Here is a 21,159-nt window from a genome sequence, read left to right as displayed (position 1 = left end):
ATAAATATTCTATTTAAATTATTCTTATATGCTTTCATTGCGCAATAATGGAAGATATATTTGTCGTGGGGTCTTTCTGGACTTCAAATACATTATCAGCCGAATCGATAAGGGTTTCATCGTGGGATACTATCAGTATCTGGCCGACTCCCATGTCCCTCATGAGATCTATTAACTTTAAAAGCTGGTGCACATGTCCCCTGTCCAGGAACACAGTGGGTTCATCCATAATCAGAGGGGGCATTTCATTACGGTATTCCCCTCCGGCCAGTCCTTCTGAAAGCAATCTGTAAATAGCACATCTCAATACGAGGTTAAAGATCGCCCGCTCTCCTCCGCTCAACAATTTGGGTTCCAGGGGCGTCCCATCCTTTTCATAGATGGTAAGCTCATAATCCGTATCCAGCTGGATGTGTGAGTAGGCATTGTTGGTGTACATAAAGGAAAAGATTTCATTGAGCAATCTGTCCAGTGCATCAATATTGCGTGTACGCAGGTCTGCACGCAATCTCATATACATATCTTCCAGGTTTTCTACATCACTTCTTACAGCTTTGAGGTACTTTTCCCGGTTATTGAATACTTTTAGTTTTTCCTGCAACGCTTTTTTCCTTTGGAGGTTGGTTTCTATCTGCCCTATTTCCTTTAAGAGACCCGTTTTTTGGCTGTTCTTTTCTTCAATATCCCCGATTATTTTTTGATACGCTTGCTGGAAATCGTGCGATTTGCTTTTAAGTTCCTCAATATTTTCCTTGCCAAGTTCGTTTTCAAGTTGCTTTTTATTCCTTTTTTTCTCTGCTATCTGTTCATCGATGAAACGCACATTCTCCTGAATATCCACAATACCTGTTTTCAGGTGCTGCTGATCACTTTGCATTTGTGTATGATCCTGCCTTATTTTTATCAGGAATTTTGCACTTTCAAGTTTCTCCTTCATTTCAGTATGCTGCTTGGCAGCAACGTTGGTAGTTTGCTGTATTTCTTTGATTTCATCGCCAGTTTTTTGGATGTGTTTTTCCAGTTCCCCTATCCTTTCTGAAATCTCCTGTTTTTTCTTTTCATCCTCCTGGTTTTGTTTCTTCAATTCCTCATTGTAGGAGGCCAGGTTTTCCTGTTTTTGATTTATAAGCAATTGCTTCTGTCTTTTTTCATCGACCTGTTTTTTTATTTTGCCTGCCTCTTTTAAGGTGGCAATTTTCTCTTCAGCCCTTTGAGTGTCCTGGATGAGTTTTCCCAATTGCTCCTCAAGCTCTTTTCTCTGTAATTCTTCCTCCTTTGTATCATTGGCAATGCTCGAGCCCTGCAGGTCCTGTCCACAGGTGGGACATGCTCCTTTTTCCAGCAGGTTCCTATGTTCTGTGAGTGTTTTTGAGATCTGGTCTAGCCGGGTTCTGGCTTCTTTTTCTTTTCCATGGAGATGACGCTGCTTGTTCAAAAGCAGGTCTTCTAATTCCTCCAGATTATCCAGTTTCCCCTGGTCAAAACCCATTGATTGCGCCTTTTCAAGGAGTTTCCCGATCTCGCCTTCCAGCACCGAATACTCCTGGTTGATTTCCTCTATTTCCTTTAACCGACCCTTTTCCTGAGTGGATATTTTTTTGATTGCTTCTTCCAGTGCACTGAGATTTTGTTTTGTTTCATTCAGGCCTTTCTGTGAATTTTCCCTTTCCTGTAGTTTCAGGCCCTGTTTGTTTTTTATTTGACTGATTTTTTCATAGGCATCCCGCTCTTCTTTTTCTGTACGGGCAGTGAAATTGTCCACATCTGTGGTTTCGTCAAGTCCGAAATAATCATATAATTCCTGTATTTTGTTTTCAATTTCCAGAATGGATTTGTGAAGCCTGTCTGCCTCTTTCCTTTTGCTTTCCAGTGAATTGAGAGTTTCTTTTTTTCTTTTTTCCAGCCCGCTTATTCCCCTGTCCAGTTCATCGATCTGCTTTTGGGTTCTGGTATATTGCTCGATGTGCTGGCGATCCTTTTCGATACGAGTGCTGGTTCTATCTCGCATCGTCTCCAGATTCGCAACTTCTTGTTGCAATTGCCTCAAATCCGTATTCAATTGATTTTTCCTGGCAACGGGTTTGGTTGCGTCAATTGTTTCAATCTCTTCCTGCTGGTCTTTTATCCGGGCATGAGTTTCAGTGATATGTCTCCCCACACCGGTCCTGGCACTTTTTGCCCTCTCCCTGTACTCTTCCAGCCTGCCTATTTGCAAAAGGTCATCTATCATCCTCTGCCTGTCCTTTTTGCGGGCATTGATGAGAACGTCAATATCTCCCTGCCTGATATATACACAGTTCTTATAGGCTTCTTCATCCATGCGCAGCAGATTGCGAATGGACTCATACGTCTGTGTGGCCTGGTTTACAACTACTTCCCCGTCAATCTCCAGATACGATCTGGTGGTTGAGGCTTTGCCTGTTTCGGGATTGTTGCGAAATTCCTGAATGGCAGCATACTCCTGTCCCCTGTGCTCAAATTCGAGGTGAATTGCAGCGTCTTCACATCCCTTGCGCACCAGGTCTGCAAGTACGAAATCTTTTGGTATACCACGGTGTCCGAACAGTCCCACAAAACAGGCTTCAAGAAGGCTGGATTTTCCACTTCCGTTGACCCCCGAAACCACAGTTACCCCATCGTTGAAATCAATCTCGAGATCACTGTAACTGCGTATGTTCTTCACTTTAAGCCGCTTAAATCTCAAAGATAATCCCCCAGATTGTACTGTCTTGGTACTTTGGCTTTCTGTGATTTTTGCTCAACATTCTTTTTCGATGCGTCAGGTTCCTTTTTCTGCTTCCTTGCAGGTTGGGATTTTTTTTCTTCTCCCTTTTCAACGAAAACGGGCTCTTCCTTTTGGGATGGCTCCTCTTTCCGGGTAGTTTCAACCTGTTTTTTACGATGAATATTTAAGGGAATTTCCTGGCTGAAATCCGTTTCTTCTATCATCGTTGCTATAGAAGCTTCTGTTTTGTGGTCGATGGTGGTTTTAGGTATGGACAGGTCCCTTATAATTTCGTCAATCAACAGGCCTGCATCTGTAAGGTCCATTTTCTTGATTTCTTCCCGGGCAGCAATGTCGGGATCTGAGAATATTATTTCCGGTTGGTTTTCAGTTTCATCAGGGGAATTGCTTCGCATATCGGATATGCGGCTGACAAGTACTCCCTGCTTATCAAGAAATTCTTCTATCTCACTATAGGCAATATCTACCTGTGAATTGCCTTTTAATTCAATAAAAACGACCTTCTCCTTCACATCATATTCGCGGATCGTATTGAAAATGTCGCGGTATGCATCATTCTCATCCTTGATGTCCACGACTATGTGCAAAAATTCTCTCGTATTTATCTGTCGCCTGCCTATATCAATGCCTTTTTGGGAAACAGTGATTACATTATATCCTCTGGGTTCTTCCTCTGCAGCACTGTTCCTTTCTGTGCTTCCACAGTAGGTGACCCATGTATTTTCCACCTTTGTTTTTTCATACTTGTGATAATCTCCGAGCAATATTGCATCCAGTGCACAGGGGAATGAATGGATTACTTCAGCCACATCCCATTCCCCAAAAGGAAACGGTTTCATTAGCTGATGCATTACAAGGATATTGTGTGTAGCTTCTCGGGTGGTTTCAAAAATGGAGTAGTCAAAAGACTGTATCTTCGGTCGGGGGATACTGTCTATACCATAAATCGCAATATTGCCTGCCATAAAAGGGCTGTTGCCCAGACGTCTGACCAGATGCATGTTTTCCAGCAGATCTAACCACTGGGTTTGCTGTTTGCTTTCATGATTACCCACAATTCCCAGCAGGGGAATTTCGGCCACTTTTAATTTAGACATTATCTGAATTGTTTCGAGAATGTCTTCCAGAGTGGGATTGCGGGAATCGAACAGGTCTCCTGCATGAATTACCGCATCGACTTTCATGTCAATTGCATCATCAATTACCTTTTCAAAGGCTTCCAGAAAATCCCGGCGGCGTACATCGCTGTGATATTGCCGATAACCAATATGTGTATCAGCAGTATGTATTAACCTGATTTCTCTATCCATTACAGCATCCCGTTCAACATAATGTCAGCCTCTATTTAAAAAGGCACTGGAGGAAAGTTTTAAATTCTTTTGTTTATTAATATTGCCGGCAGCTTAAAAGGGGAATAAGTCTTAAAGGAGTATGATAATGTCAAATGAAATTATTTTCGGTGGGGTTGAAAGGGTACCAGATGTACGTATGCTTTATGATATGGCTGAAGTTGTTTATGACAAAAAATGGCTTGAAGGAAGGGAAAATGAAGAGCTCTATTATATGTACAGGGACCTGTCCCAAAACCCTGGCGATCTTGATAATATAAAATCACATAACCTCAGGTATGATATCACAATAATACCTCCGGCAATGTTGGGAGTGGAATATGTAAAAACAGCCGGTCATTATCATCCGCAGGTGCCGGGCAGCAATCTATCCTATGCAGAGGTTTATCAGGTACATGAAGGCAGTGCTACCTATCTTCTCCAGAAAGTTAATGATGATAAGGTTGAGGATGTTGTGGTTGTGGAAGCCAGTGCAATGGACGTGGTGGTTGTGCCTCCCGGATATGGTCATATTACGATCAATACATCGGATTCAACCCTCATAATGGCCAACTGGGTATGTCGTGATTTTTCCTCGGTGTATGAGCCCGTAAGGAATAGAAAAGGTGGTGCCTATTATTTACTTGAAGATGGCTTTATACAGAATTCTGCATACTCGCAGGTGCCTGAAATACGTCACGTTAAACCTATGGATGTGGCCGAATTCGGCCTTTTCAGGGGAGAGGACATGTACGGATTGGTTGAAGATATTTCCCGGCTGGAATTCCTGACAGCGCCTGAAAAGTATACTGATATTTTCAGTCAGGTTATCAATGAGTAAACATATAAGCGATTGTGCACATTTTTCATAAAAACGATTTAAAGGTGTATCAATGCAGGATAAACGTGGTGTTGTGCAGTTCACGTCTTCAAAGATCGAAGACCTTATGTTCAGGACCACACTGGACTTAAAAAGTATGGAGGGAGATATAATTGTCAACCTCTCCATTGCTGATGCGGATGATATTGTCGATGTACTGGAGTTTTTAAAGCTTACTTCCAACAGTGGCCTTTCAGTGAGTCCTTTCTTAAAGGTCCTGGAAAGCGGAGACGTTATAGGTGATCTTACCATACCGGAGGGGAAGGTAGGCATCGCTACAATGTGTAGTATGACCATAGACGGGGTTTTGTTAAAATCGGGAATTATGACAAATCCCAAATTCGGGGGAGTTGTGCAGATCCGCAATGGTCTGCCCGTAAGGTTTACTGATGTCCTGACCTATACCAGCACCACAATAGACCCTCTTGAAGTACTCATGTCGCAGGACATTACCTCTGTAACCCGGATGCTTCAGACCGGTTCGGGTAAGATTCTTGCAAACTTAAGGGAAGTCCATCTTGCAAAAAGGGATGAGATCAACAGTGTTCTTTCGGGAATGATGGACATCGGGATAAATGGTATCCTGGAGGTAGGAGATCCCAACAGCCGTGTACTTGATGTCCCTGTGGAACGTGACCATCTTGGGGTGGTTGTTATTGGCGGCACCAACCCGATGGCTATTATGAAAGAACAGGGGATCAATATCCGCACCAATGCAATGTCTACACTGATGGATATTAATTCCATGGACAAAATCGAGGACTTTTTCTAACTTTAGTTTTTCTGGAATTGGCTTCCTATTATTTCATCCAGCTTATTGAGGAACTCGTTTCTGCCCGTTGCAGGTATTGTCGCTCCTGCTGCAATGTCATGCCCTCCTCCTGCGCCGTTTACGAAGCCGGCTGCATCTGACATTGCCTGTGATAGATTGAGTCCTTTCCTGATAAGGTCCTGTGTTCCCCGGGCGGATACTTTTACGCCATCATCTGAATCCGCAAAGGCAATTATGGGCTTGTCCCGCCTCCCGGCAGAAGTAATGCTCATGCCAGCGATAATGCCTACAATCGTTTCTTTGATCTTATTTCCTGCATTAAAATACTGTATATGGTCCAGTTGTGTAATACCATTCTCTTTCACAAGTTTTAGGCCGTTGACAAGATTTTGCCTGTGTTCTCCAAGAAGTTTCTTTGCGTCCTCGTAAGCCTTTCCTCGTTCTCCCATGCATACGGCCAGTCCGGTTTCTGCTCGGTCATAACGTGCTGTGGCATTGAGCAGGGTGGAAAATTCGGAAGCATCCCGCATTTCCGTTCCTTCACGTTCATTGAGCAGGACATAAACTTCCCCGATCAATCTCTCAACCTTGAAGGGTTGAAGCCCGGATTTGATACAGTGTTGCATGACCCCGGATATTATTCTCTGTTTTTCTGCAGATTCAAGATCAATCCAGCGTCTCCATCGTTCATCGCCCCCGAAACGGACATTCATGTCATGGAGAAAGCCTATGCATGCATCCTCATCACCTGACAGGCCCGGCAGGAAAGGATCGGAAGAAAATTGTAGCAGTTTATAGACCGGGCGGGTTTGTTTACCAAAGAGGGTGATGTCTTTTGCGTAACTTAGATGGCCGTTTTTTACTCCTTCTTCAAGTAGCAGGCGGTTAACTCCGGTCAACTGCCCCTTTTTGAGGTGTTGCATGTCTCCGATAGCACCAACCATGGCTATGTCAACCAGATCTGTATTCTGGCCAATCTCATTTGCAAGGATGTAGGTTGTTCCGGAGCCGCTTAATTGATATGATCCGTTAGCACCGAAAAGATGGGGATTGAGGTGATATTTCCCTTCTCCACGAGGCTGGTGATGATCTGAAACTATGGCATTGATCCCATTTGCATTTATGCTGTCCAGCATGCCGCTTCCCAGATCTGTGAAGATTGCAAGTTGCGGATTTATGTTTGCGATGTCTTCTATGATATTATCATCCAGCTGTTTTACAAACCTCATTTCATAATTGATACCTGCACGTTGCAGGGCTTTACATATTATTCCGGCAGAAGTCAGGCCGTCTGCGTCAATGTGGGATACCACATATACAGATTCGTGTTTCTGTATTTCTGTATTACATTCTCTTGCATGTTCTTTCATTGATCTGAGTACTTTTTCTATATGTCATTCCCCCGTCTGCATCCAGTTATTTTGCTTGGCCCATTTTTCAGGTTCGATATGATATGAGTCACCCTTTCTTTCGAGCTTTGAATAAAGTTTAATTTCATCAATTGTGTATTTCAGTTCTCCGGATCCGTATTTTACCTCGATGTCTTTCCAGGGGATTATATAGGCTTGCCGGGACTTCCCGGATCCCTGTCGTAATTCAACAACCAGAAAACCGGCCCTCCCGGACCTTCTCAGGTATTCCGATATACGTATTACCTGATGCGCCCCATTTTTGTCTATTGTGAAATGTTGACTGAAATAAAGTGCATTGGCTCCTTTTTCAGTTGAAATACTCTTGCACTCTATCCCTAAATAAAAATCCGGGTTCAAAGAATCTACCATCACATCCAGGAACTGGGGTGTGAAACGATGTTGTTTAATGCGGTGGGCTATCGCTTTTATATTGCAGTTTTCAAAATACTCGTTGAAAGACTGCACAAGTTTCCTTTCGAATTCTGTCATAACAGTTCTTTACCACCTTTTCTGATACATTCCATCGGTATTATTTTTATAGCTTGTCTTTATTTGCGTTAATTTCATGTATGAAGTTGAACATGTAAGTTTTCATGGGTAAAAAGAGCATTGAAATTCTGCTGGCTGTGGGTTCAGTAACCCTTTTCGCCGTTATGCTTATTCTTGTGCATTCCCTGGGAATGACAAACGAGGGATACGGCTATGTGGTGTCACTGATGATTTTTGTACTTGTAGTTTCAGTGGTAGGGCTTAAACTCCCTTCACTGGGATAATTAGTATAAGACAGGTTAAAAAGAGAAAACTGAAGATCCCTTGAAGGGATCCTTACTTCTTTTTATAGGATCAGGGATTCTGTTTCATCAGGAAAGTTATGAAATCCGGGCTTAAACGGGTTTCTTTCACCATCTTGTCGGTAATTTCTTCTTCGGCAAGCCCTTCTTTCCTGTACTCTTCAATACGGTCATACACACTTCTGGATACTTCGGAATACTCGTTTATATCTTTCCTGTGTCCCCATACATCGCCTTCAAGTAGGTCAATACCCTGCATTTCAAGATACATTCTTGCAGAGCTGGATATTGTTCTTTTATAGGAGCTGGGGATGTGCAGGGCCTTTACTTTGGGACATTTCATCACAAGGGAAAAAATATCCGTATTGGATGGCCTGAATGCGAGGTGAATAATCTCCTCATTTTCATCCAGGGCCTCGATTTCTTCTTTAGAACTGACTACTCTTATTTTCATTTTTGGTCCCTTCTTCTTTGATGTCAATTTTCTGAGTGATATAAAATCCTTTCAAAACTGACGTCTAATTGTATATACATCAGTTATTCTATATAAATTTTGTTAGGTCGGATTTAATTTAAATTCAACGCGGATTGTATTAATATTTCCTGATGTTTCATTTTTGAACTACTCCACGCTTACGCATGGAGATTCCTACGAGTTGTTATATCATTCATTGGATGTACTTTGGATACATCAAATGTTAATAACCCTGTTTGTCGTAGATTATAAGAAAAATGCTTATAGCCTGTCCAAGTGGCATAATTGGATAGGAAACGTATCATGATATTGATAGCACTATTTCTATCTCTATCAATAACGTTACCACAATCACATGTCATATCACGTCTATATAATGGCATATTATGTTGTTTTCCACAAACATAACATGTTTTTGACGTATATCTTTCATCAATTTTAACTACTTTTTTACCTATAAGTTCTGCTTTATAGGTGAGAAATTCGATGAAACGTGATAAATAACCATTATTTTGTGTAGAGCGGTTCAACGTTTTACTTTTTGATTTCCTCATGTTTTTAACGTTGAGTTTTCCTACAATAATTGTATTGGCTTTTGTATTTTCTACCATTGATTTACTTGTTTTATGCTGCCAATCTTTTATCTGATTGTTTTTCTTTTTGACCATAGTACGAATGGTTTTGTTTAATCTGAACCATTTTTTACTGTATTTTTTGCAATGGTCACGCCTTGATTGAACTGCACTGATTTTAGAATCCCAATATAAATCATATCGTGGATTGTTTACTTCAAAAAATTTTCCTTTATCGTTTATCGCAGTAACCGTTTTGGTAATCCCTAAATCAATTGCTTGAAAATGATTATTTTGAACATAAGGCACACTGATTTCAGGTTCATACGTAATAGTGACAAAGAAATCTCCATTACCCTTTTTATCTTCATTGAATATTTCGATTTGTTTGATTTTCAAATTTGATATATCATGTTCAATATCAATTATCAAATCTTCATCATTCATTTTATGTGAAAACTGAATGGTATTTCCAACTACTTTGAATCCGCTCTGATTGTAAGTTATTGTAAAAAAGTATTTACGACTTCTAAATCGTGGAGTTCTTGCTTTTTTATCTCCATTTTTCTGAAGACCAAAGAATGATTTGTAATTGGCATCTAATTTCCGCAAAACCATCTGGCATGTTTTAGAGTAAAGAATATCTATATCAGGATTTTGTTTTTTCAATTGTGGTAAAACATTTTGTTGTTTTGTATATGAAATGGATTTTTTATCATTTTTCCATGTCTCTTTTCTTTCAGATAATGCAATATTATAAAGAGATGTACATGCATTGGATAACTCCCAAAGCATATTCTTTTGTAATTCAGTTGGATGAATTTTGTATTTCTTTGTTAATTGCATTATTTACCCTGATTATCAACATAACTTTTCAAAACATCCAGTGTAACCTGTCCTGTTGTAGCCAAAAAATATGATCTTATCTAGAATGCATCTTTGCACTTACATTATATACGGTTTTTCAAACAATCTATGGCAAGAGTATTCACCAAAGTGTCTCTTCTATATTTTACACATTGTACAAAATAATATTGCAGTAAATGTACAGAATGACTGGCCTTATCCAGATTGTTATTTATAGTTATCTGTATAAATTTATAATTACAAATAACTTATGCAACTTTTTATATTATATAGCACGGCTTTCATCCCCTACCTTACGGAAGGGGACTTCTCGCCTGTTTAGTTAAATGTGACTGGAAAAAGTTGAATTATGGGATATAAAGGATATTTTTTTGTATTAGCTTTGATAAAATGAAATGTTAATCAACTTGCCGGAGTTAAATATCCACAGGAGATTATAGATTGAAAGCTATAGATATAGGAAAAGTGCACATTGATTGGCTGGGGCATGCAGGATTCAGATTGCGAGGGGACAATCTGGTGGTGTATATTGATCCCTATGATATTGGCGGCTACATCGGCTATGAAGACCAGGCCGATGTACTGCTTATTACTCATGAGCATTTTGACCACTGTTCCCCTCAGGATATTCAGAAGGTCAGGAAAAGTAGTGCTACTACCCTTATTCCTACAAGTTGCAGTCTGCAGTTTCGGGGCGATGCAAGAAGAATTGAAGTTGGGGATATCCTCAAAAACGAACTTGCAATAAAGGGATTGAATATAGAGGTAGTTGCAGCTTATAATACAGACAAATCCTTCCATCCGCCCGGTGAAGGTGTGGGTTATGTGGTTGAGCTGGAAGGCTTGCGGATATATCATGCCGGGGATACAGATTTGATCGATGAAATGGCTTCCATTGAAGCTGATATCGTCCTGCTTCCTATAGGAGGAAATTATACTATGGATGAAAAGCAAGCCGCAGAAGCAGTTTCATGTATAAAGCCATCTTATGTCATACCAATGCATTATGGAAGTGTTGAGGGGACGGACGCCGACGTGGATCTCTTTAAAACACTTGTAGAAAAAAGAAGTAAAGCAAAGGTAATTATTCTTGAAAATAATATGGATTCTTGAATATTAGAGGTAGTTTGTGTGTCTAAATCCCGAAAAAAGCAGAAAAATTTAATGAAAGACCTGGCAAAACAGAGAATTGAACGCCTTTTCAAGCTTGCAGAAGCATCATACAGTGTACACCCTCACAGAAGTGACAGGTATGTTACACTTGCACGCAGGATCGGTATGCGCTACAGGATCCGTTTGCCTGCATCCCTTCGCAGAAGGGTGTGTCGTAGTTGTAATTCTTATCTTGTACCGGGTAGCAGTTCCAAGGTACGGTTGAAAAAAGGAACAGTGTGTATAATCTGTTTGTCATGTGGCAGGAAAATGTGTATTCCTTACAAATAATTCTTTTTTAAAATGATGAAATTAAGGTCTTTATAAGCAGAGCTGTAATTATGATAACAATTCCCATTGTAAGATAAATTAATACGTTGCGGTATACTTCCTCTTTTTCAGAACCTGGCTTAATTCCCCAGTGATTGCAATTTCCTTTTGAATCACAACCGCCACAGGAAGGAGCTTCTTCTTTAGGCTCAGGTCTTTGGATAACCGGGATTTTTTTCATGTTATCTGACATGTATTAACTTTCTATGTTTTCATTGATAAAATGATTGGAAATAATAATTAACGACGAGAGGGGGATTCGAACCCCCGAGGTGGCGAGCACCACAGGATTAGCAATCCTGCGCCATACCGGGCTTGGCTATCTCGTCCCGGGTAATGCACTCCATAAGCCAGTCATGTATATAACTTTTTCCTTGTATAAAGTGGCAGGCATGCATCCGGTTGCCATCATTCTCATTTTCCAGGGGACTGTGACCTCGCCTCCACCCCGCAACCCTGAGAGCGATGTATGTTCACGGTAAGTCTGCTCCCTTCCGGGCCTCGACCGGTTTCCGCGGTAAAGATAGAGGGCCGATTCTCCAACCAACCTCTCTAGCAACATCATCCAAACAGGACGGAGTTTCTTAGTTGAGGTCACAGGCTTAAAAATAATCCTGATGACTTCCTTCAGCTTCGTCTCCCGCATATCGGCGATTTCGGGTTACAGGTGACGCCGACCTACCCAGACTAGCCTGCCACCCCTAAATGTGGTTTGATACTTATAAAATTATTCCCCTGCAGATGCGTTCTTCAATATTGAAGAAAGTTAATTATAGCTGTAAACTTAATATTAAACGGTGATTTTATGGAGGAAATAATGGGTTTTGTAACAGGGAATACGAATCGACAAAAACTTCTTGAAATGCTGGCTTCTAAAGGTGAACTCGAGACATCCCGTATTGCAAAGAATATGCATCTTGCACAGCCTTCTGTCAATAGACTGGTGGAAGAGCTGATGGAAAAGGAACTTGTAGTGGAAAAAGAAGGCAAGTGCAGTCTTACAGAACTTGGTACAACAATTGAGAGGAAAGTGCAAAATCTCTGATTTATCTTATCTCAATTCCGCCTTCCTTTATTTCATATTCTTTTATAAGGGGTTCACTGGCGGTCCCCCTTGATTTAATGATCTGGAACTGCCTTTTCATTCCTTTTTCAGTATCTGTCTGTTTAAGCAGGATTACATTATCCAGTATAAAAGACGACTCCTTGCTCCTTATTTTTTCAGCCCCGCCGAAAAGTTCCGTGGTAAAAAGTGTCGTAACATTATGGCTTTTCAGGTAACCTACAAGGGAATGCAAAAATCCTCTTCTCTTAACAGGATCTATTATTGTGATTTCCACGTTCACAAGGCCATCTATTAGCAGTCTGGCAGGTTTTTTTTCCTCTACAATATTACTTATACGGTTGGAATATTCTGCATAACAGACGTTTTCGGTATCATACGTGATTATACTAAGTTTTCCTTCGTCAATATAGGGTTGCAGATCCCAGCCAAGATCACCTGTGGCCTTTATTATCTGGTCTACACTTTCATAAAAGGTGATGATAGCACAGTTTTCCCCGTTTTCGAGCCCCTGCTGGATAAATTGCCATCCCATTATGGTTTTCCCGGTGCCCGGTTCTCCTCCTACAAGAAGAGAACTTCCTTTCGGGACGCCTCCGTTTAATATTTTGTCAAATTCATCTATGCCAGTGTCAACTTTTTTATCTTCTGGAGCCTGTTCCTCGTATTTCAGATTTGGGTATGCACTGAATCCGCGTGTGCTCACCTGATAATTGAATTTCTGAGTCATGCACTCATTACTGTAGGGGGGTTTAACTCCTGTCATCTTGAGAATTTCCATCTGGTTGGAAGTTTGCATGCCCTGGTTGGTTCTGGACAGATAAATTATTCCATCTGCAAGGTGGCTGACCACATAATTGTGAATTTCATCTTTCATTAACTCGCCTGTCAAAAACACCAGGGAGTTGGATTCACGCACCATTGAGTCCAGGGTGTAGAAGAAACGCCTTCTTTCCTGTTCCACAAATCCAAATCCTATGGGTGTGATAGGGTCTATTACAAGTCTGTCTGGTTTTATGGATGATATAGTATTGTCCATTTCGATAAGGGTGCTTAGCGGATCTTTTTCTGCAATAGGCCTATTTATCTCATGTACTTCCACGGATTCCTCCAGAAATTCAAAAGTGGACAGGTACATCTTCAGCCGATCAGAATTTTCCGTTGTAATTGGTATGTACAGGGTTTTTTCGCCGGCTTTTGCTGCATTTGACAGCATCTGCAGTGCCATAGTTGTCTTACCTACACCAGCTGTCCCCGCAATAAGAATGATCGAAGGGGACTTGAAACCACCCACGATTTCGTCCATGCCATCAATATGGCAGGGGATTTCCCTCAATTCACTCATCATAAGTTCTTATGAATAAAGAATTACTTATACTTTCTTGATTTCGTTATGCATAGAAGTTAAACAGGCTTGTTTCAGTTTTCCTGTTCAAAATCACAGGTCTCAATTTCTTCGTTTCTTTCTATGAGTTGCTCTATGCGTTGTTCAGATTCTTGCAGAATATGATTGCAGATACCTGCAAGTTTTATTCCTCTCTCGAACATTTCCATGCTTTCCTGGAGGGAAATCTGTCCGTTTTCAAGTCTTTCCACAATATCCTCGAGTTCGAGCAGGCTATCTTCAAAGTTTTTGTTTTCAGTGTTTGATGACAATTTAACATCCCTCATCCAAATTTTCTTTATGTCCCACTCTGCAACAGCCATCCCTGAATTTCAATTGTAAATTCTGACCCTTCTTAATATCAATAACACCGGTTATGGTTCCCCCTTCATCGGACTGTGCCACACAGTATCCACGTTCAAGGGTATTAAGGGGGCTTACGGCATTCAATCGCCCTGCAAGGCCGCCTAGTTCTGCAACTTTAGCTTGCAGTATATATTCTGTTCTGGATGCCAGGCGATATGTCACCTCATCCAGATGTTGGGTGCGCTGGTTGAGCAGTTCCCTGTATCTATCAGGACTAATTCGGCCTGAAAGGTATTCAAGGTGTTTTTTCTGGTTCAGAATATGGTTTTTGAGTGCAGATTCCATTCTCTGCCTGAGGCCATCGATGTGCTTCACCATTTCTGTCCTGTCGGGCACTGCAATTTCTGCGGCTGCTGAGGGGGTGGGTGCACGCACATCTGCTGCAAAATCTGATATTGTGAAATCAGTTTCATGCCCGACTGCCGCTATAACGGGTAGTCTGGAATTGTAGATGGCACGTGCTACCTTTTCTTCATTGAATGGCCACATGTCTTCAAGGGAACCTCCTCCCCTGCCGGCAATAATGAGGTCTGCATCTGTACGATTGAGCAATTCCAGCGATCTTATGATACTATCTGCGGAAGCCTCTCCCTGGACAGTTGTCGGGCAGAGCAGGATATCTACAGGATAGCGTCTTTGTAGTACATGCAGTATGTCGTGTATAGCTGCGCCTGTGGCAGATGTGGCAACTCCTATCTTGCGGGGATAACGGGGGAGGGGCTTTTTGTGTTCGGGAGCAAACAAACCCTCTCCTTCAAGTCTTTTTTTGAGTTGTTCGAATGCTTTATACAATTCGCCCACACCATCCGGGCGGATGTCCAGCACCTGTAGCTGGTACTGTCCACGAACGGTGTAAACATTTACCGATCCAAAAACCAGCACTTTCATATCCTTTTCAGGTTCAAATTTTAATTTGCGGTTTGTGGAGCGAAAACTAACACAGCTTACCTGGCTTGCTCCATCTTTTATGGAAAAATAGTAATGCCCGGATCGGTGTTTTGTGAGGTTGGATATTTCTCCTTCTACCCAGATTTGCTGCAGGGCCTTTTCAGAAGTTAACACATTTTTGATATAGTTGTTAAGCCCGGTTACAGTATAGACGCCCATCGTATTCTCCCCGCTGGTATATGCAAATCATGCTATTATAAATTGGTGCAGGCAGGTTGAAAGTATTTGGATATCTACAATATCCATAAAAGAGTAAAATAAAGCAGTGATTAGCTGCTTTTTCATTCATTTTTGCTGCTTTTTATCCCTGTATTTTGTGACAACTGCAGGGTCAGCTTCATCTGTTGCAACTAATCTGCCACTTTCAATAGCTCTGTCAACTGCCAGTTTACCCGCATCACTGCGCAAAAGCAACGTTGTATACCCTGCCGGGCTTCCTACAGAACCTGCTGAAATATCAGCATAGAGGGCATCGAAATCCTTGCATATGTGACAACCTGGACGAATAGTATCTTCGATATTTTTCAGGGGAATGCTGATATCCTCATTCTTGAGTTTGACAACAAGTTTTCCCCGTACATCCATGCGTTCGATGTCCAGTGGGTTGATCTGCAGTTCTGATTTGAGTTTGCCTTCCATGAGTTTTTCATAATCGAAGCTCTCTGTACAGAACAGGCCGATTACGTATTTGATTGATTTTGCAAAGGGTCCAAGCAATTCATTGCCACTTTTACGCAACTTCTCCACTGCCCGGGCCGCACAGGGCAGGGCAACAATTGCTATATTCTTGCACTTCTTCCCGATTACGGCTTCCTTAAGGGCTGCAAGCAGAGGGACCCACCAGTTGTACCGACTCCCTGCGCTGCTTATCAAGGCCTCACCGGATGTGATGACTGTGGATTTTGGTTTCAGGGTCCAGGGGTCTTCTGTTACAGTTACAACAGCATCAACAATACCCCTCTCCAGACTGTCATACAGAATCGCAGAAACCGCTCCTCCACTTTGCTTTCCCGGGTTTTGAAAACCTGCCTTTGCAGCCATGTATTCTTCCCTGGACATGCTACTTTCGGGCATTTCTCCTTCTATGCGAGGGCATATGTCATAACATGCACCGCAGGGAACGCCATCATTGGCATCCTTGCAGTAGCCATTGCTGGAAGGTCTTATGGATTCTTCTCCCTTCTTGAAATACAGGGCATCTGCAGGACATACCGCCACACAACCCCCGCATCCGCTGCAACGATTTGTATCCCAGACTTTTTCCTTAAGATCGAGGTAATTTGTCATTATATCACTCCCAGACATATTTGCCTGCAAAAGGCCTGCTGCTTGACGCGACTACTTTTGTGTATTTTGTATCCAGATATTTTTCCGGGTCAATTTCGAAATATTCGCAAAACTCTTCAATATAAGGATTTATCTTTTCCAGATCCTCTTCTGTGAATTCTGTGATCCTGGCACCCACGCCAAGCTGTCTTTCTTTCAATTTGCCTCTAAGGATGATTTCGCCACCGTGAATTCCACTGCCAACACCTCTGCCTCCAAAAGTATTGCCACTCTTGCTCAGGACGATTATAATTCCCCCGGCCATGTATTCTCCCAGGAATGAGCAGGCATTGTCTCCAACAACCAGGATGGGTTTATGTTCCTCTCCATATTCCTTCATATGGATGCCTCCTCTGTAGCCTATATCATCTCTCACGAAAACTTTGCCGCCTCTCATGCTGTGGGCCACGGCATCTCCTGCACTGCCATGGATAACGATTTTACCATTGTCCATTGTATTGCCAGGTGCATGGTCGCAGTTGCCTTTCACGATACAGGTGGGACCGTTCATGAACATTCCAAGGTCGCCACCTGGAACACCGTTGATCCGGATGGTAACTTCTCCTTTCAATCCATCTGCTATGAATCGCTGGCCAAGTACATTATCCACGCTAATCTCAGTAGCACCCTCTGAAACAGCTCTGCGTATCTGCTGATTCAGGGGTGTGTAATGGAGTCCTCTTGCATCTATGCGTACTGGTTCCATTTGATCAGGCCCCCACAGGCTTTACCTGCAGCACATCCAGGGTGCCTTCATCCAGCATATAGCCACGCAGCCTGCTACGGTTACCTCTCAGGCTTTCTATACTGTTGATTCCGGCTGCACCCATGAGTTCACTGAGCTCTAGGGTCCAGGAGTTAATTAGATTTGCAACATGTTCGGACTCAACTTCCGGGTCAAGCCGGCTGACAAGATCTTCCCGCTGGGTGGCAATCCCCCAGGGACACAAACCACGGTAACAATTTCCACAAACCCGGCATCCCATTGAAATCAGGGCTGCGGTTCCGATATAAACTGCGTCTGCACCAAGGGCTATAGATTTGGCAACATCTGCACTGTTGCGTATTCCTCCGCTGGCAATTACCGATACCTTGTTACGGATACCCTGATCATTGAGTTTCTGATCGACACTGGCAATCGCTGCCTCGATAGGTATGCCCACATTGTCCCTGAACACCTTCGGAGATGCGCCGGTGCCTCCACGGAAACCGTCTATAACCACAGCATCTGCCGAGGATCTTGCAATACCAGCCGCCACAGCTGCGACATTATGCACAGCTGCAATTTTTACGAAAACCGGTTTCTTCCATTCGGTTGCTTCCTTGAGGCCTCTTACCAGCTGTGCCAGATCCTCTATGCTGTAGATATCATGGTGGGGGGCGGGGCTTATTGCATCGCTGCCTGCGGGTATCATTCGTGTACAGGAAACATCCGTGCACACTTTCTCACCAGGCAGGTGTCCGCCGATGCCAGGTTTTGCTCCCTGGCCAATCTTGATTTCGATAGCGGCTCCTCTCTCAAGATAATTGATATCCACACCGAACCGTCCGGAGGCCACCTGCACGATCATATTATCCTGATACGGATAAATGTCCTTATGCAGGCCACCTTCCCCGGTTCCCATGTATGTGTCGGTTTTGGCTGCTGCCTTTGCAAGACTTAACTGGGCATTGAGGCTGATAGCACCATAACTCATATGTCCGATCATTATCGGGGTCTGCAATTCCAGGTTTGGGGATAGTTTTGTATTGAGTTCAATCTCCCCATTTTCCTGCTTCCGTATATCAAGTTTTGAGGGTTTTTGCCCCAAATATGTACGTAATTCCATAGGTTCGCGCAGGGGGTCTATACTCGGATTGGTAACCTGACAGGCATCCAGCACCAACCTGTCGTAGATTATAGGGTAATCCTTGGCATTTCCCATTCCTGCCAGGACGATCCTGCCACTTCGTGACTGGTTTATGACATCCTCTCTGGCTTCCGGAGTCCACAGGGGATGGCTGCGGTAATCAACAGGCCGTTCACTTAGGTTGATGGCATCCCGCGGGCACATTGAAATGCAACGGTGGCATGCTGTACACTTGCGTGAATCGATCAGGATATTACCGTCATCCTCTTCCCGGAATACACCATAGGAGCAATTATCCACACATCTCATACATTGCATACATTGCTGCCTGTCGATCTGTATGCGGTATTTCAGGGGTACGCTGCCCAGGCTCATGTTACAACCCTCCCGATCACCGGTTCACCAGCACCCGGCATGTGGATGTCCTCCACCTGGGGGTCCATGGTCCGGATTGCGGCTTCCTCACTGGAGATGTATAATCTCGAACCGTGTTCTCCAACTACCAGTGGCCTGAGTTTTATCCTGTCAGTGAACCCCACTATACCGTCATGGGTGGCCACAACTATTGCGAAGGGGCCGTTCATGAGAGCCGGACCGTAGGTCAGGCGGATTGCTTTGTTGAGTTCACGCTCTTTCTCTTCCATTTCATCAATCTCATCCCAGAAGGGTGGAGCCATTGCTTTTACAATGATCTCTGATGGTAACTTGTGATGTCTGCCGAGCAGATCGAATAGGTAGGCAACCACTTCGGTATCTGTATACATTGTACACTGGTAACCATTGCTTTCCACATATCTCTGGTTTGTCCCATAGGAAGTGATTTCCCCGTTGTGCACCACTGACCAGTCCAGCAGGTTAAAGGGATGTGCACCACCCCACCATCCCGGGGTGTTGGTGGGATAACGATTATGGGCCAGCCATATATAGCCTTCATATTCTTCAATTTTGTAAAAATTTGCCACATCCTCGGGCCACCCGGCGGCCTTAAATACTCCCATATTTTTCCCGGAGGAAAAAACCAGGGCTCCCTCGATTGTGGATGAATTAATTTCCATGACCAGACGTTTGACGATATCTTCGCCTGGTGTGAGACTTCCGGTCATAAGATCAGTATAGGGTTTGAAGAAGTATCTCCAGGGAACATGACTCCTTTTCAGGTTGGTTTGTTCCTTTGTAGGAATTTCTTCCTGGTGGACGACGCGTCCCCACTTCTGGATGATATCATCAACTTTTGATTTTGGTTCCACAAGGTTATCAAAGAATATGTGCAGGGCATAGCAGTCCTCAAAGTCGGGGTATATGCCATATGCGGCATAACCTGCGCCTTCGCCGCTGCCACGTTCATTCATAAGGCTGAGGGCTTCCTTGATTCCCGAACCATTCATTTTTTGTTTCTGTCTGTCAATAACTCCTATTATCCCGCACATCGGCATCACCTTGTTATGATATGTAAAAGTGTGTATAAAGTGTATGTATCGGAAAAAATTTGGGCGGGATTTCCTGTGAAATCCCTGCTTAAAGTACGCCAAGGTAGGTATCCAGTTCCCACTGGTGTACCCGCGCCTTATAATCATCCCATTCCTTATTCTTGGCACAGAGGTAGTTGTTGAAAAGGTGGTCTCCCACGGTCTTTTTAACAAATTCACTGCCTGCCATCTCGTCTATCGCTTCCTTGAGGCTTCCTGGAAGGGAATTGATTCCCATGTCCTCTCTCTCCTGTCCGGAAAGGTTGAAGATATTGTGGGTTACTGCTTCTCCAGGGTCGGTTTTGTTCTTGATCCCATCCAGGCCAGCAGAAAGCATGGTTGCAAAGGCAAGATATGGATTACATGCCGGATCAGGACATCTGAGCTCTACCCTTGTACCCTTGCCCCTGGTTGACGGGACACGTATCAGGGAACTGCGGTTACTGTCCGACCAGGTTATGTAGATGGGCGCTTCATATCCTGGCACGAGTCTTTTGTAAGAGTTGACAGTTGGGTTGGTTATTGCCGCGAATTCCCTGATATGTTCCAGCAGTCCGCCAGTGTAATACCTGGCTATGTCTGAGAGCTGGTTTGGAGTATCCGGGTCAAAGAACACGTTTTCGCCATCCTGTGACATCAGGGATTGATTGGCATGCATTCCTGAGCCGTTTACACCGTAGAGTGGTTTCGGCATGAAGGTTGCATAATAACCGTGGTGGTTTGCTATGGATTTGACCACATACCTGAATGTGATTACATTATCAGCTGTAGTAAGGGCATCCGAGAACCGGAAATCGATCTCGTGCTGTGAGGGGGCAACTTCGTGGTGTGATGCCTCGAGCTTGAATCCCATGTGTTCCAGGGCATAGTCAATTTCCCTGCGCACATCCTGGGCCATATCCAGGGGTGCAAAGTCGAAGTAACCGCCTTTATCGGTAAGTTCGGTTGTGGGATTGCCTTCACTGTCCTGTTTGAACAGGAAGAATTCAAGTTCCGGTCCCACGTTCATGGAATATCCCATGTCCTGGGCTTCCTTAAGGGTCTTTTTGAGAATGTAACGTGGATCTCCTTCGAAGGGTTTGCCATCCGGCAATTTTACATCCCCGATGATACGTGCAACAGCTCCTTCGGTTGGTCTCCAGGGCAGGATACGGAATGTTGAAGGGTCGGGCATGAGCATCATGTCCGATTCCTCAATGCGGGTGAAACCTTCGATCGAAGAACCATCGAACATCACTCCTTCATCGAATGCCTCATCCAGGTCCTCAGAAGGAATTGCCCAGCTCTTGATCATTCCCATAGTGTCGGTGAACTGGGTACGTATAAACTTTACATCATTTTCGACGACCGCTTCAAGTACATCTTCTTTGGTCTGTATCTCTGGCTTATGTTTCATTTCTCTCACCTTTCACAGGAAGGCAGTAACCACTT

At 43.3% G+C, this 21,159-nt stretch carries 21 protein-coding genes, 1 tRNA gene and 1 other RNA gene; 6 read left to right on the top strand and 17 right to left on the bottom strand.

All coding sequences use genetic code 11. The annotated features are described in order from the left end of the window. Positions 1–34: 34 nt before the first annotated feature. A complete protein-coding gene (locus EFE42_RS05300) occupies positions 35–2,704 on the bottom strand; it encodes an AAA family ATPase (RefSeq protein ID WP_158599194.1) in 2,670 nt (889 codons plus the stop codon). Further along, positions 2,701–4,056: an exonuclease SbcCD subunit D gene (locus tag EFE42_RS05295; RefSeq protein ID WP_123136261.1), complete on the bottom strand. Its 1,356-nt coding sequence runs from the start codon at positions 4,054–4,056 to the stop codon at positions 2,701–2,703. The genes EFE42_RS05300 and EFE42_RS05295 overlap by 4 nt, the downstream gene beginning before the upstream one ends. A gap of 127 nt (positions 4,057–4,183) precedes the next feature. Between EFE42_RS05295 and EFE42_RS05290 the strand changes: the two genes are divergently transcribed. Together EFE42_RS05290 and EFE42_RS05285 are read left to right on the top strand one after the other, a co-directional pair. Then, positions 4,184–4,915: a glucose-6-phosphate isomerase family protein gene (locus tag EFE42_RS05290; protein WP_123136260.1), complete on the top strand. Its 732-nt coding sequence runs from the start codon at positions 4,184–4,186 to the stop codon at positions 4,913–4,915. A 52-nt stretch (positions 4,916–4,967) separates the two neighbouring features. Continuing rightward, a complete protein-coding gene (locus EFE42_RS05285; protein ID WP_123136259.1) occupies positions 4,968–5,726 on the top strand; it encodes a DUF128 domain-containing protein in 759 nt (252 codons plus the stop codon). 2 nt (positions 5,727–5,728) lie between these two features. Here EFE42_RS05285 and EFE42_RS05280 read toward each other — a convergent pair whose 3' ends face one another. Both EFE42_RS05280 and EFE42_RS05275 read right to left on the bottom strand, forming a co-directional pair. Next, complete coding sequence (locus EFE42_RS05280; protein ID WP_123136258.1) at positions 5,729–7,096, bottom strand: DHH family phosphoesterase; 1,368 nt, start codon at positions 7,094–7,096, stop codon at positions 5,729–5,731. Between the two features lie 24 nt (positions 7,097–7,120). Next, positions 7,121–7,627, bottom strand: coding sequence for a hypothetical protein (locus tag EFE42_RS05275; RefSeq protein ID WP_123136257.1), 507 nt, complete (start codon positions 7,625–7,627; stop codon positions 7,121–7,123). 104 nt (positions 7,628–7,731) lie between these two features. On the opposite strand from EFE42_RS05275, the gene EFE42_RS05270 reads away from it, so the two are divergent. Further along, positions 7,732–7,911 carry a hypothetical protein gene (locus EFE42_RS05270; protein WP_123136256.1) on the top strand — a complete coding sequence of 60 codons (180 nt, stop codon included), beginning with the start codon at positions 7,732–7,734 and terminating at the stop codon, positions 7,909–7,911. Between the two features lie 70 nt (positions 7,912–7,981). Here EFE42_RS05270 and EFE42_RS05265 read toward each other — a convergent pair whose 3' ends face one another. Both EFE42_RS05265 and EFE42_RS05260 read right to left on the bottom strand, forming a co-directional pair. After that, the gene (locus tag EFE42_RS05265) at positions 7,982–8,383 is read right to left on the bottom strand and encodes a DUF1699 family protein (RefSeq protein WP_123136255.1); all 402 of its coding nucleotides are present in this window, start codon (positions 8,381–8,383) and stop codon (positions 7,982–7,984) included. 179 nt (positions 8,384–8,562) lie between these two features. Next, positions 8,563–9,822, bottom strand: a complete 1,260-nt coding sequence (locus tag EFE42_RS05260; RefSeq protein ID WP_123136254.1) for an RNA-guided endonuclease TnpB family protein — start codon at positions 9,820–9,822, stop codon at positions 8,563–8,565. Between the two features lie 462 nt (positions 9,823–10,284). On the opposite strand from EFE42_RS05260, the gene EFE42_RS05250 reads away from it, so the two are divergent. Both EFE42_RS05250 and EFE42_RS05245 read left to right on the top strand, forming a co-directional pair. Beyond that, positions 10,285–10,956, top strand: coding sequence for an MBL fold metallo-hydrolase (locus EFE42_RS05250; protein WP_123136253.1), 672 nt, complete (start codon positions 10,285–10,287; stop codon positions 10,954–10,956). An 18-nt stretch (positions 10,957–10,974) separates the two neighbouring features. After that, the gene (locus EFE42_RS05245; protein ID WP_123136252.1) at positions 10,975–11,286 is read left to right on the top strand and encodes a ribonuclease P protein component 4; all 312 of its coding nucleotides are present in this window, start codon (positions 10,975–10,977) and stop codon (positions 11,284–11,286) included. Positions 11,287–11,293: 7 nt separating this feature from the next. Here the strand turns inward: EFE42_RS05245 and EFE42_RS05240 are convergent, their stop codons facing one another. From EFE42_RS05240 to ffs, 3 genes are all read right to left on the bottom strand, one after another. Beyond that, on the bottom strand, positions 11,294–11,518 hold the full coding sequence (locus EFE42_RS05240) for a hypothetical protein (protein WP_148039254.1): 225 nt from the start codon (positions 11,516–11,518) through the stop codon (positions 11,294–11,296). A 51-nt stretch (positions 11,519–11,569) separates the two neighbouring features. Continuing rightward, a tRNA-Ser gene (locus EFE42_RS05235) sits at positions 11,570–11,654 on the bottom strand. Positions 11,655–11,709: 55 nt separating this feature from the next. Beyond that, an RNA gene (gene ffs, locus EFE42_RS05230) (signal recognition particle sRNA) lies at positions 11,710–12,023 on the bottom strand. A 107-nt stretch (positions 12,024–12,130) separates the two neighbouring features. On the opposite strand from ffs, the gene EFE42_RS05225 reads away from it, so the two are divergent. Continuing rightward, complete coding sequence (locus EFE42_RS05225) at positions 12,131–12,370, top strand: winged helix-turn-helix domain-containing protein (protein WP_072360737.1); 240 nt, start codon at positions 12,131–12,133, stop codon at positions 12,368–12,370. A gap of 1 nt (position 12,371) precedes the next feature. On the opposite strand, the gene EFE42_RS05220 is transcribed toward EFE42_RS05225, so the two are convergent. The 8 genes from EFE42_RS05220 to glnA all read right to left on the bottom strand — a co-directional run bounded on the left by EFE42_RS05220 (position 12,372) and on the right by glnA (position 21,124). Continuing rightward, complete coding sequence (locus EFE42_RS05220) at positions 12,372–13,736, bottom strand: ATPase domain-containing protein (RefSeq protein WP_233564730.1); 1,365 nt, start codon at positions 13,734–13,736, stop codon at positions 12,372–12,374. Between the two features lie 71 nt (positions 13,737–13,807). Then, the gene (locus EFE42_RS05215) at positions 13,808–14,044 is read right to left on the bottom strand and encodes an exodeoxyribonuclease VII small subunit (protein WP_123136392.1); all 237 of its coding nucleotides are present in this window, start codon (positions 14,042–14,044) and stop codon (positions 13,808–13,810) included. Between the two features lies 1 nt (position 14,045). After that, the gene (gene xseA / locus EFE42_RS05210; RefSeq protein ID WP_123136249.1) at positions 14,046–15,245 is read right to left on the bottom strand and encodes an exodeoxyribonuclease VII large subunit; all 1,200 of its coding nucleotides are present in this window, start codon (positions 15,243–15,245) and stop codon (positions 14,046–14,048) included. 126 nt (positions 15,246–15,371) lie between these two features. Further along, the gene (locus EFE42_RS05205) at positions 15,372–16,373 is read right to left on the bottom strand and encodes a Coenzyme F420 hydrogenase/dehydrogenase, beta subunit C-terminal domain (protein WP_123136391.1); all 1,002 of its coding nucleotides are present in this window, start codon (positions 16,371–16,373) and stop codon (positions 15,372–15,374) included. A 4-nt stretch (positions 16,374–16,377) separates the two neighbouring features. After that, a complete protein-coding gene (locus EFE42_RS05200; RefSeq protein ID WP_123136248.1) occupies positions 16,378–17,118 on the bottom strand; it encodes a hypothetical protein in 741 nt (246 codons plus the stop codon). A gap of 4 nt (positions 17,119–17,122) precedes the next feature. After that, a complete protein-coding gene (locus tag EFE42_RS05195; RefSeq protein WP_123136247.1) occupies positions 17,123–18,637 on the bottom strand; it encodes a glutamate synthase-related protein in 1,515 nt (504 codons plus the stop codon). After that, a complete protein-coding gene (locus EFE42_RS05190) occupies positions 18,634–19,689 on the bottom strand; it encodes a glutamine amidotransferase family protein (protein WP_123136246.1) in 1,056 nt (351 codons plus the stop codon). The genes EFE42_RS05195 and EFE42_RS05190 overlap by 4 nt, the downstream gene beginning before the upstream one ends. Before the next feature lie 88 nt (positions 19,690–19,777). Then, positions 19,778–21,124, bottom strand: a complete 1,347-nt coding sequence (gene glnA / locus EFE42_RS05185) for a type I glutamate--ammonia ligase (protein WP_123136245.1) — start codon at positions 21,122–21,124, stop codon at positions 19,778–19,780. Positions 21,125–21,159: the final 35 nt, after the last annotated feature.

The sequence above is a fragment of the Methanohalophilus sp. RSK genome, assembly GCF_003722075.1.
GTDB lineage: Archaea > Halobacteriota > Methanosarcinia > Methanosarcinales > Methanosarcinaceae > Methanohalophilus.
This window is presented reverse-complemented; position numbering and strand designations above follow the sequence as displayed.

Excerpts from the sequence above, each read along its gene's own strand:
- EFE42_RS05295 (WP_123136261.1), bottom strand. The coding sequence starts at position 4,056 with ATGGATAGAGAAATCAGGTTAATACATACTGCTGATACACATATTGGT.
- EFE42_RS05290 (WP_123136260.1), top strand. The coding sequence starts at position 4,184 with ATGTCAAATGAAATTATTTTCGGTGGGGTTGAAAGGGTACCAGATGTA.
- EFE42_RS05285 (WP_123136259.1), top strand. The coding sequence starts at position 4,968 with ATGCAGGATAAACGTGGTGTTGTGCAGTTCACGTCTTCAAAGATCGAA.
- EFE42_RS05280 (WP_123136258.1), bottom strand. The coding sequence starts at position 7,096 with ATGAAAGAACATGCAAGAGAATGTAATACAGAAATACAGAAACACGAA.
- EFE42_RS05275 (WP_123136257.1), bottom strand. The coding sequence starts at position 7,627 with ATGACAGAATTCGAAAGGAAACTTGTGCAGTCTTTCAACGAGTATTTT.
- EFE42_RS05270 (WP_123136256.1), top strand. The coding sequence starts at position 7,732 with ATGGGTAAAAAGAGCATTGAAATTCTGCTGGCTGTGGGTTCAGTAACC.
- EFE42_RS05265 (WP_123136255.1), bottom strand. The coding sequence starts at position 8,383 with ATGAAAATAAGAGTAGTCAGTTCTAAAGAAGAAATCGAGGCCCTGGAT.
- EFE42_RS05260 (WP_123136254.1), bottom strand. The coding sequence starts at position 9,822 with ATGCAATTAACAAAGAAATACAAAATTCATCCAACTGAATTACAAAAG.
- EFE42_RS05240 (WP_148039254.1), bottom strand. The coding sequence starts at position 11,518 with ATGTCAGATAACATGAAAAAAATCCCGGTTATCCAAAGACCTGAGCCT.
- EFE42_RS05225 (WP_072360737.1), top strand. The coding sequence starts at position 12,131 with ATGGAGGAAATAATGGGTTTTGTAACAGGGAATACGAATCGACAAAAA.
- EFE42_RS05220 (WP_233564730.1), bottom strand. The coding sequence starts at position 13,736 with ATGATGAGTGAATTGAGGGAAATCCCCTGCCATATTGATGGCATGGAC.
- xseA (WP_123136249.1), bottom strand. The coding sequence starts at position 15,245 with ATGGGCGTCTATACTGTAACCGGGCTTAACAACTATATCAAAAATGTG.
- EFE42_RS05205 (WP_123136391.1), bottom strand. The coding sequence starts at position 16,373 with ATGACAAATTACCTCGATCTTAAGGAAAAAGTCTGGGATACAAATCGT.
- EFE42_RS05200 (WP_123136248.1), bottom strand. The coding sequence starts at position 17,118 with ATGGAACCAGTACGCATAGATGCAAGAGGACTCCATTACACACCCCTG.
- EFE42_RS05195 (WP_123136247.1), bottom strand. The coding sequence starts at position 18,637 with ATGAGCCTGGGCAGCGTACCCCTGAAATACCGCATACAGATCGACAGG.
- EFE42_RS05190 (WP_123136246.1), bottom strand. The coding sequence starts at position 19,689 with ATGTGCGGGATAATAGGAGTTATTGACAGACAGAAACAAAAAATGAAT.
- glnA (WP_123136245.1), bottom strand. The coding sequence starts at position 21,124 with ATGAAACATAAGCCAGAGATACAGACCAAAGAAGATGTACTTGAAGCG.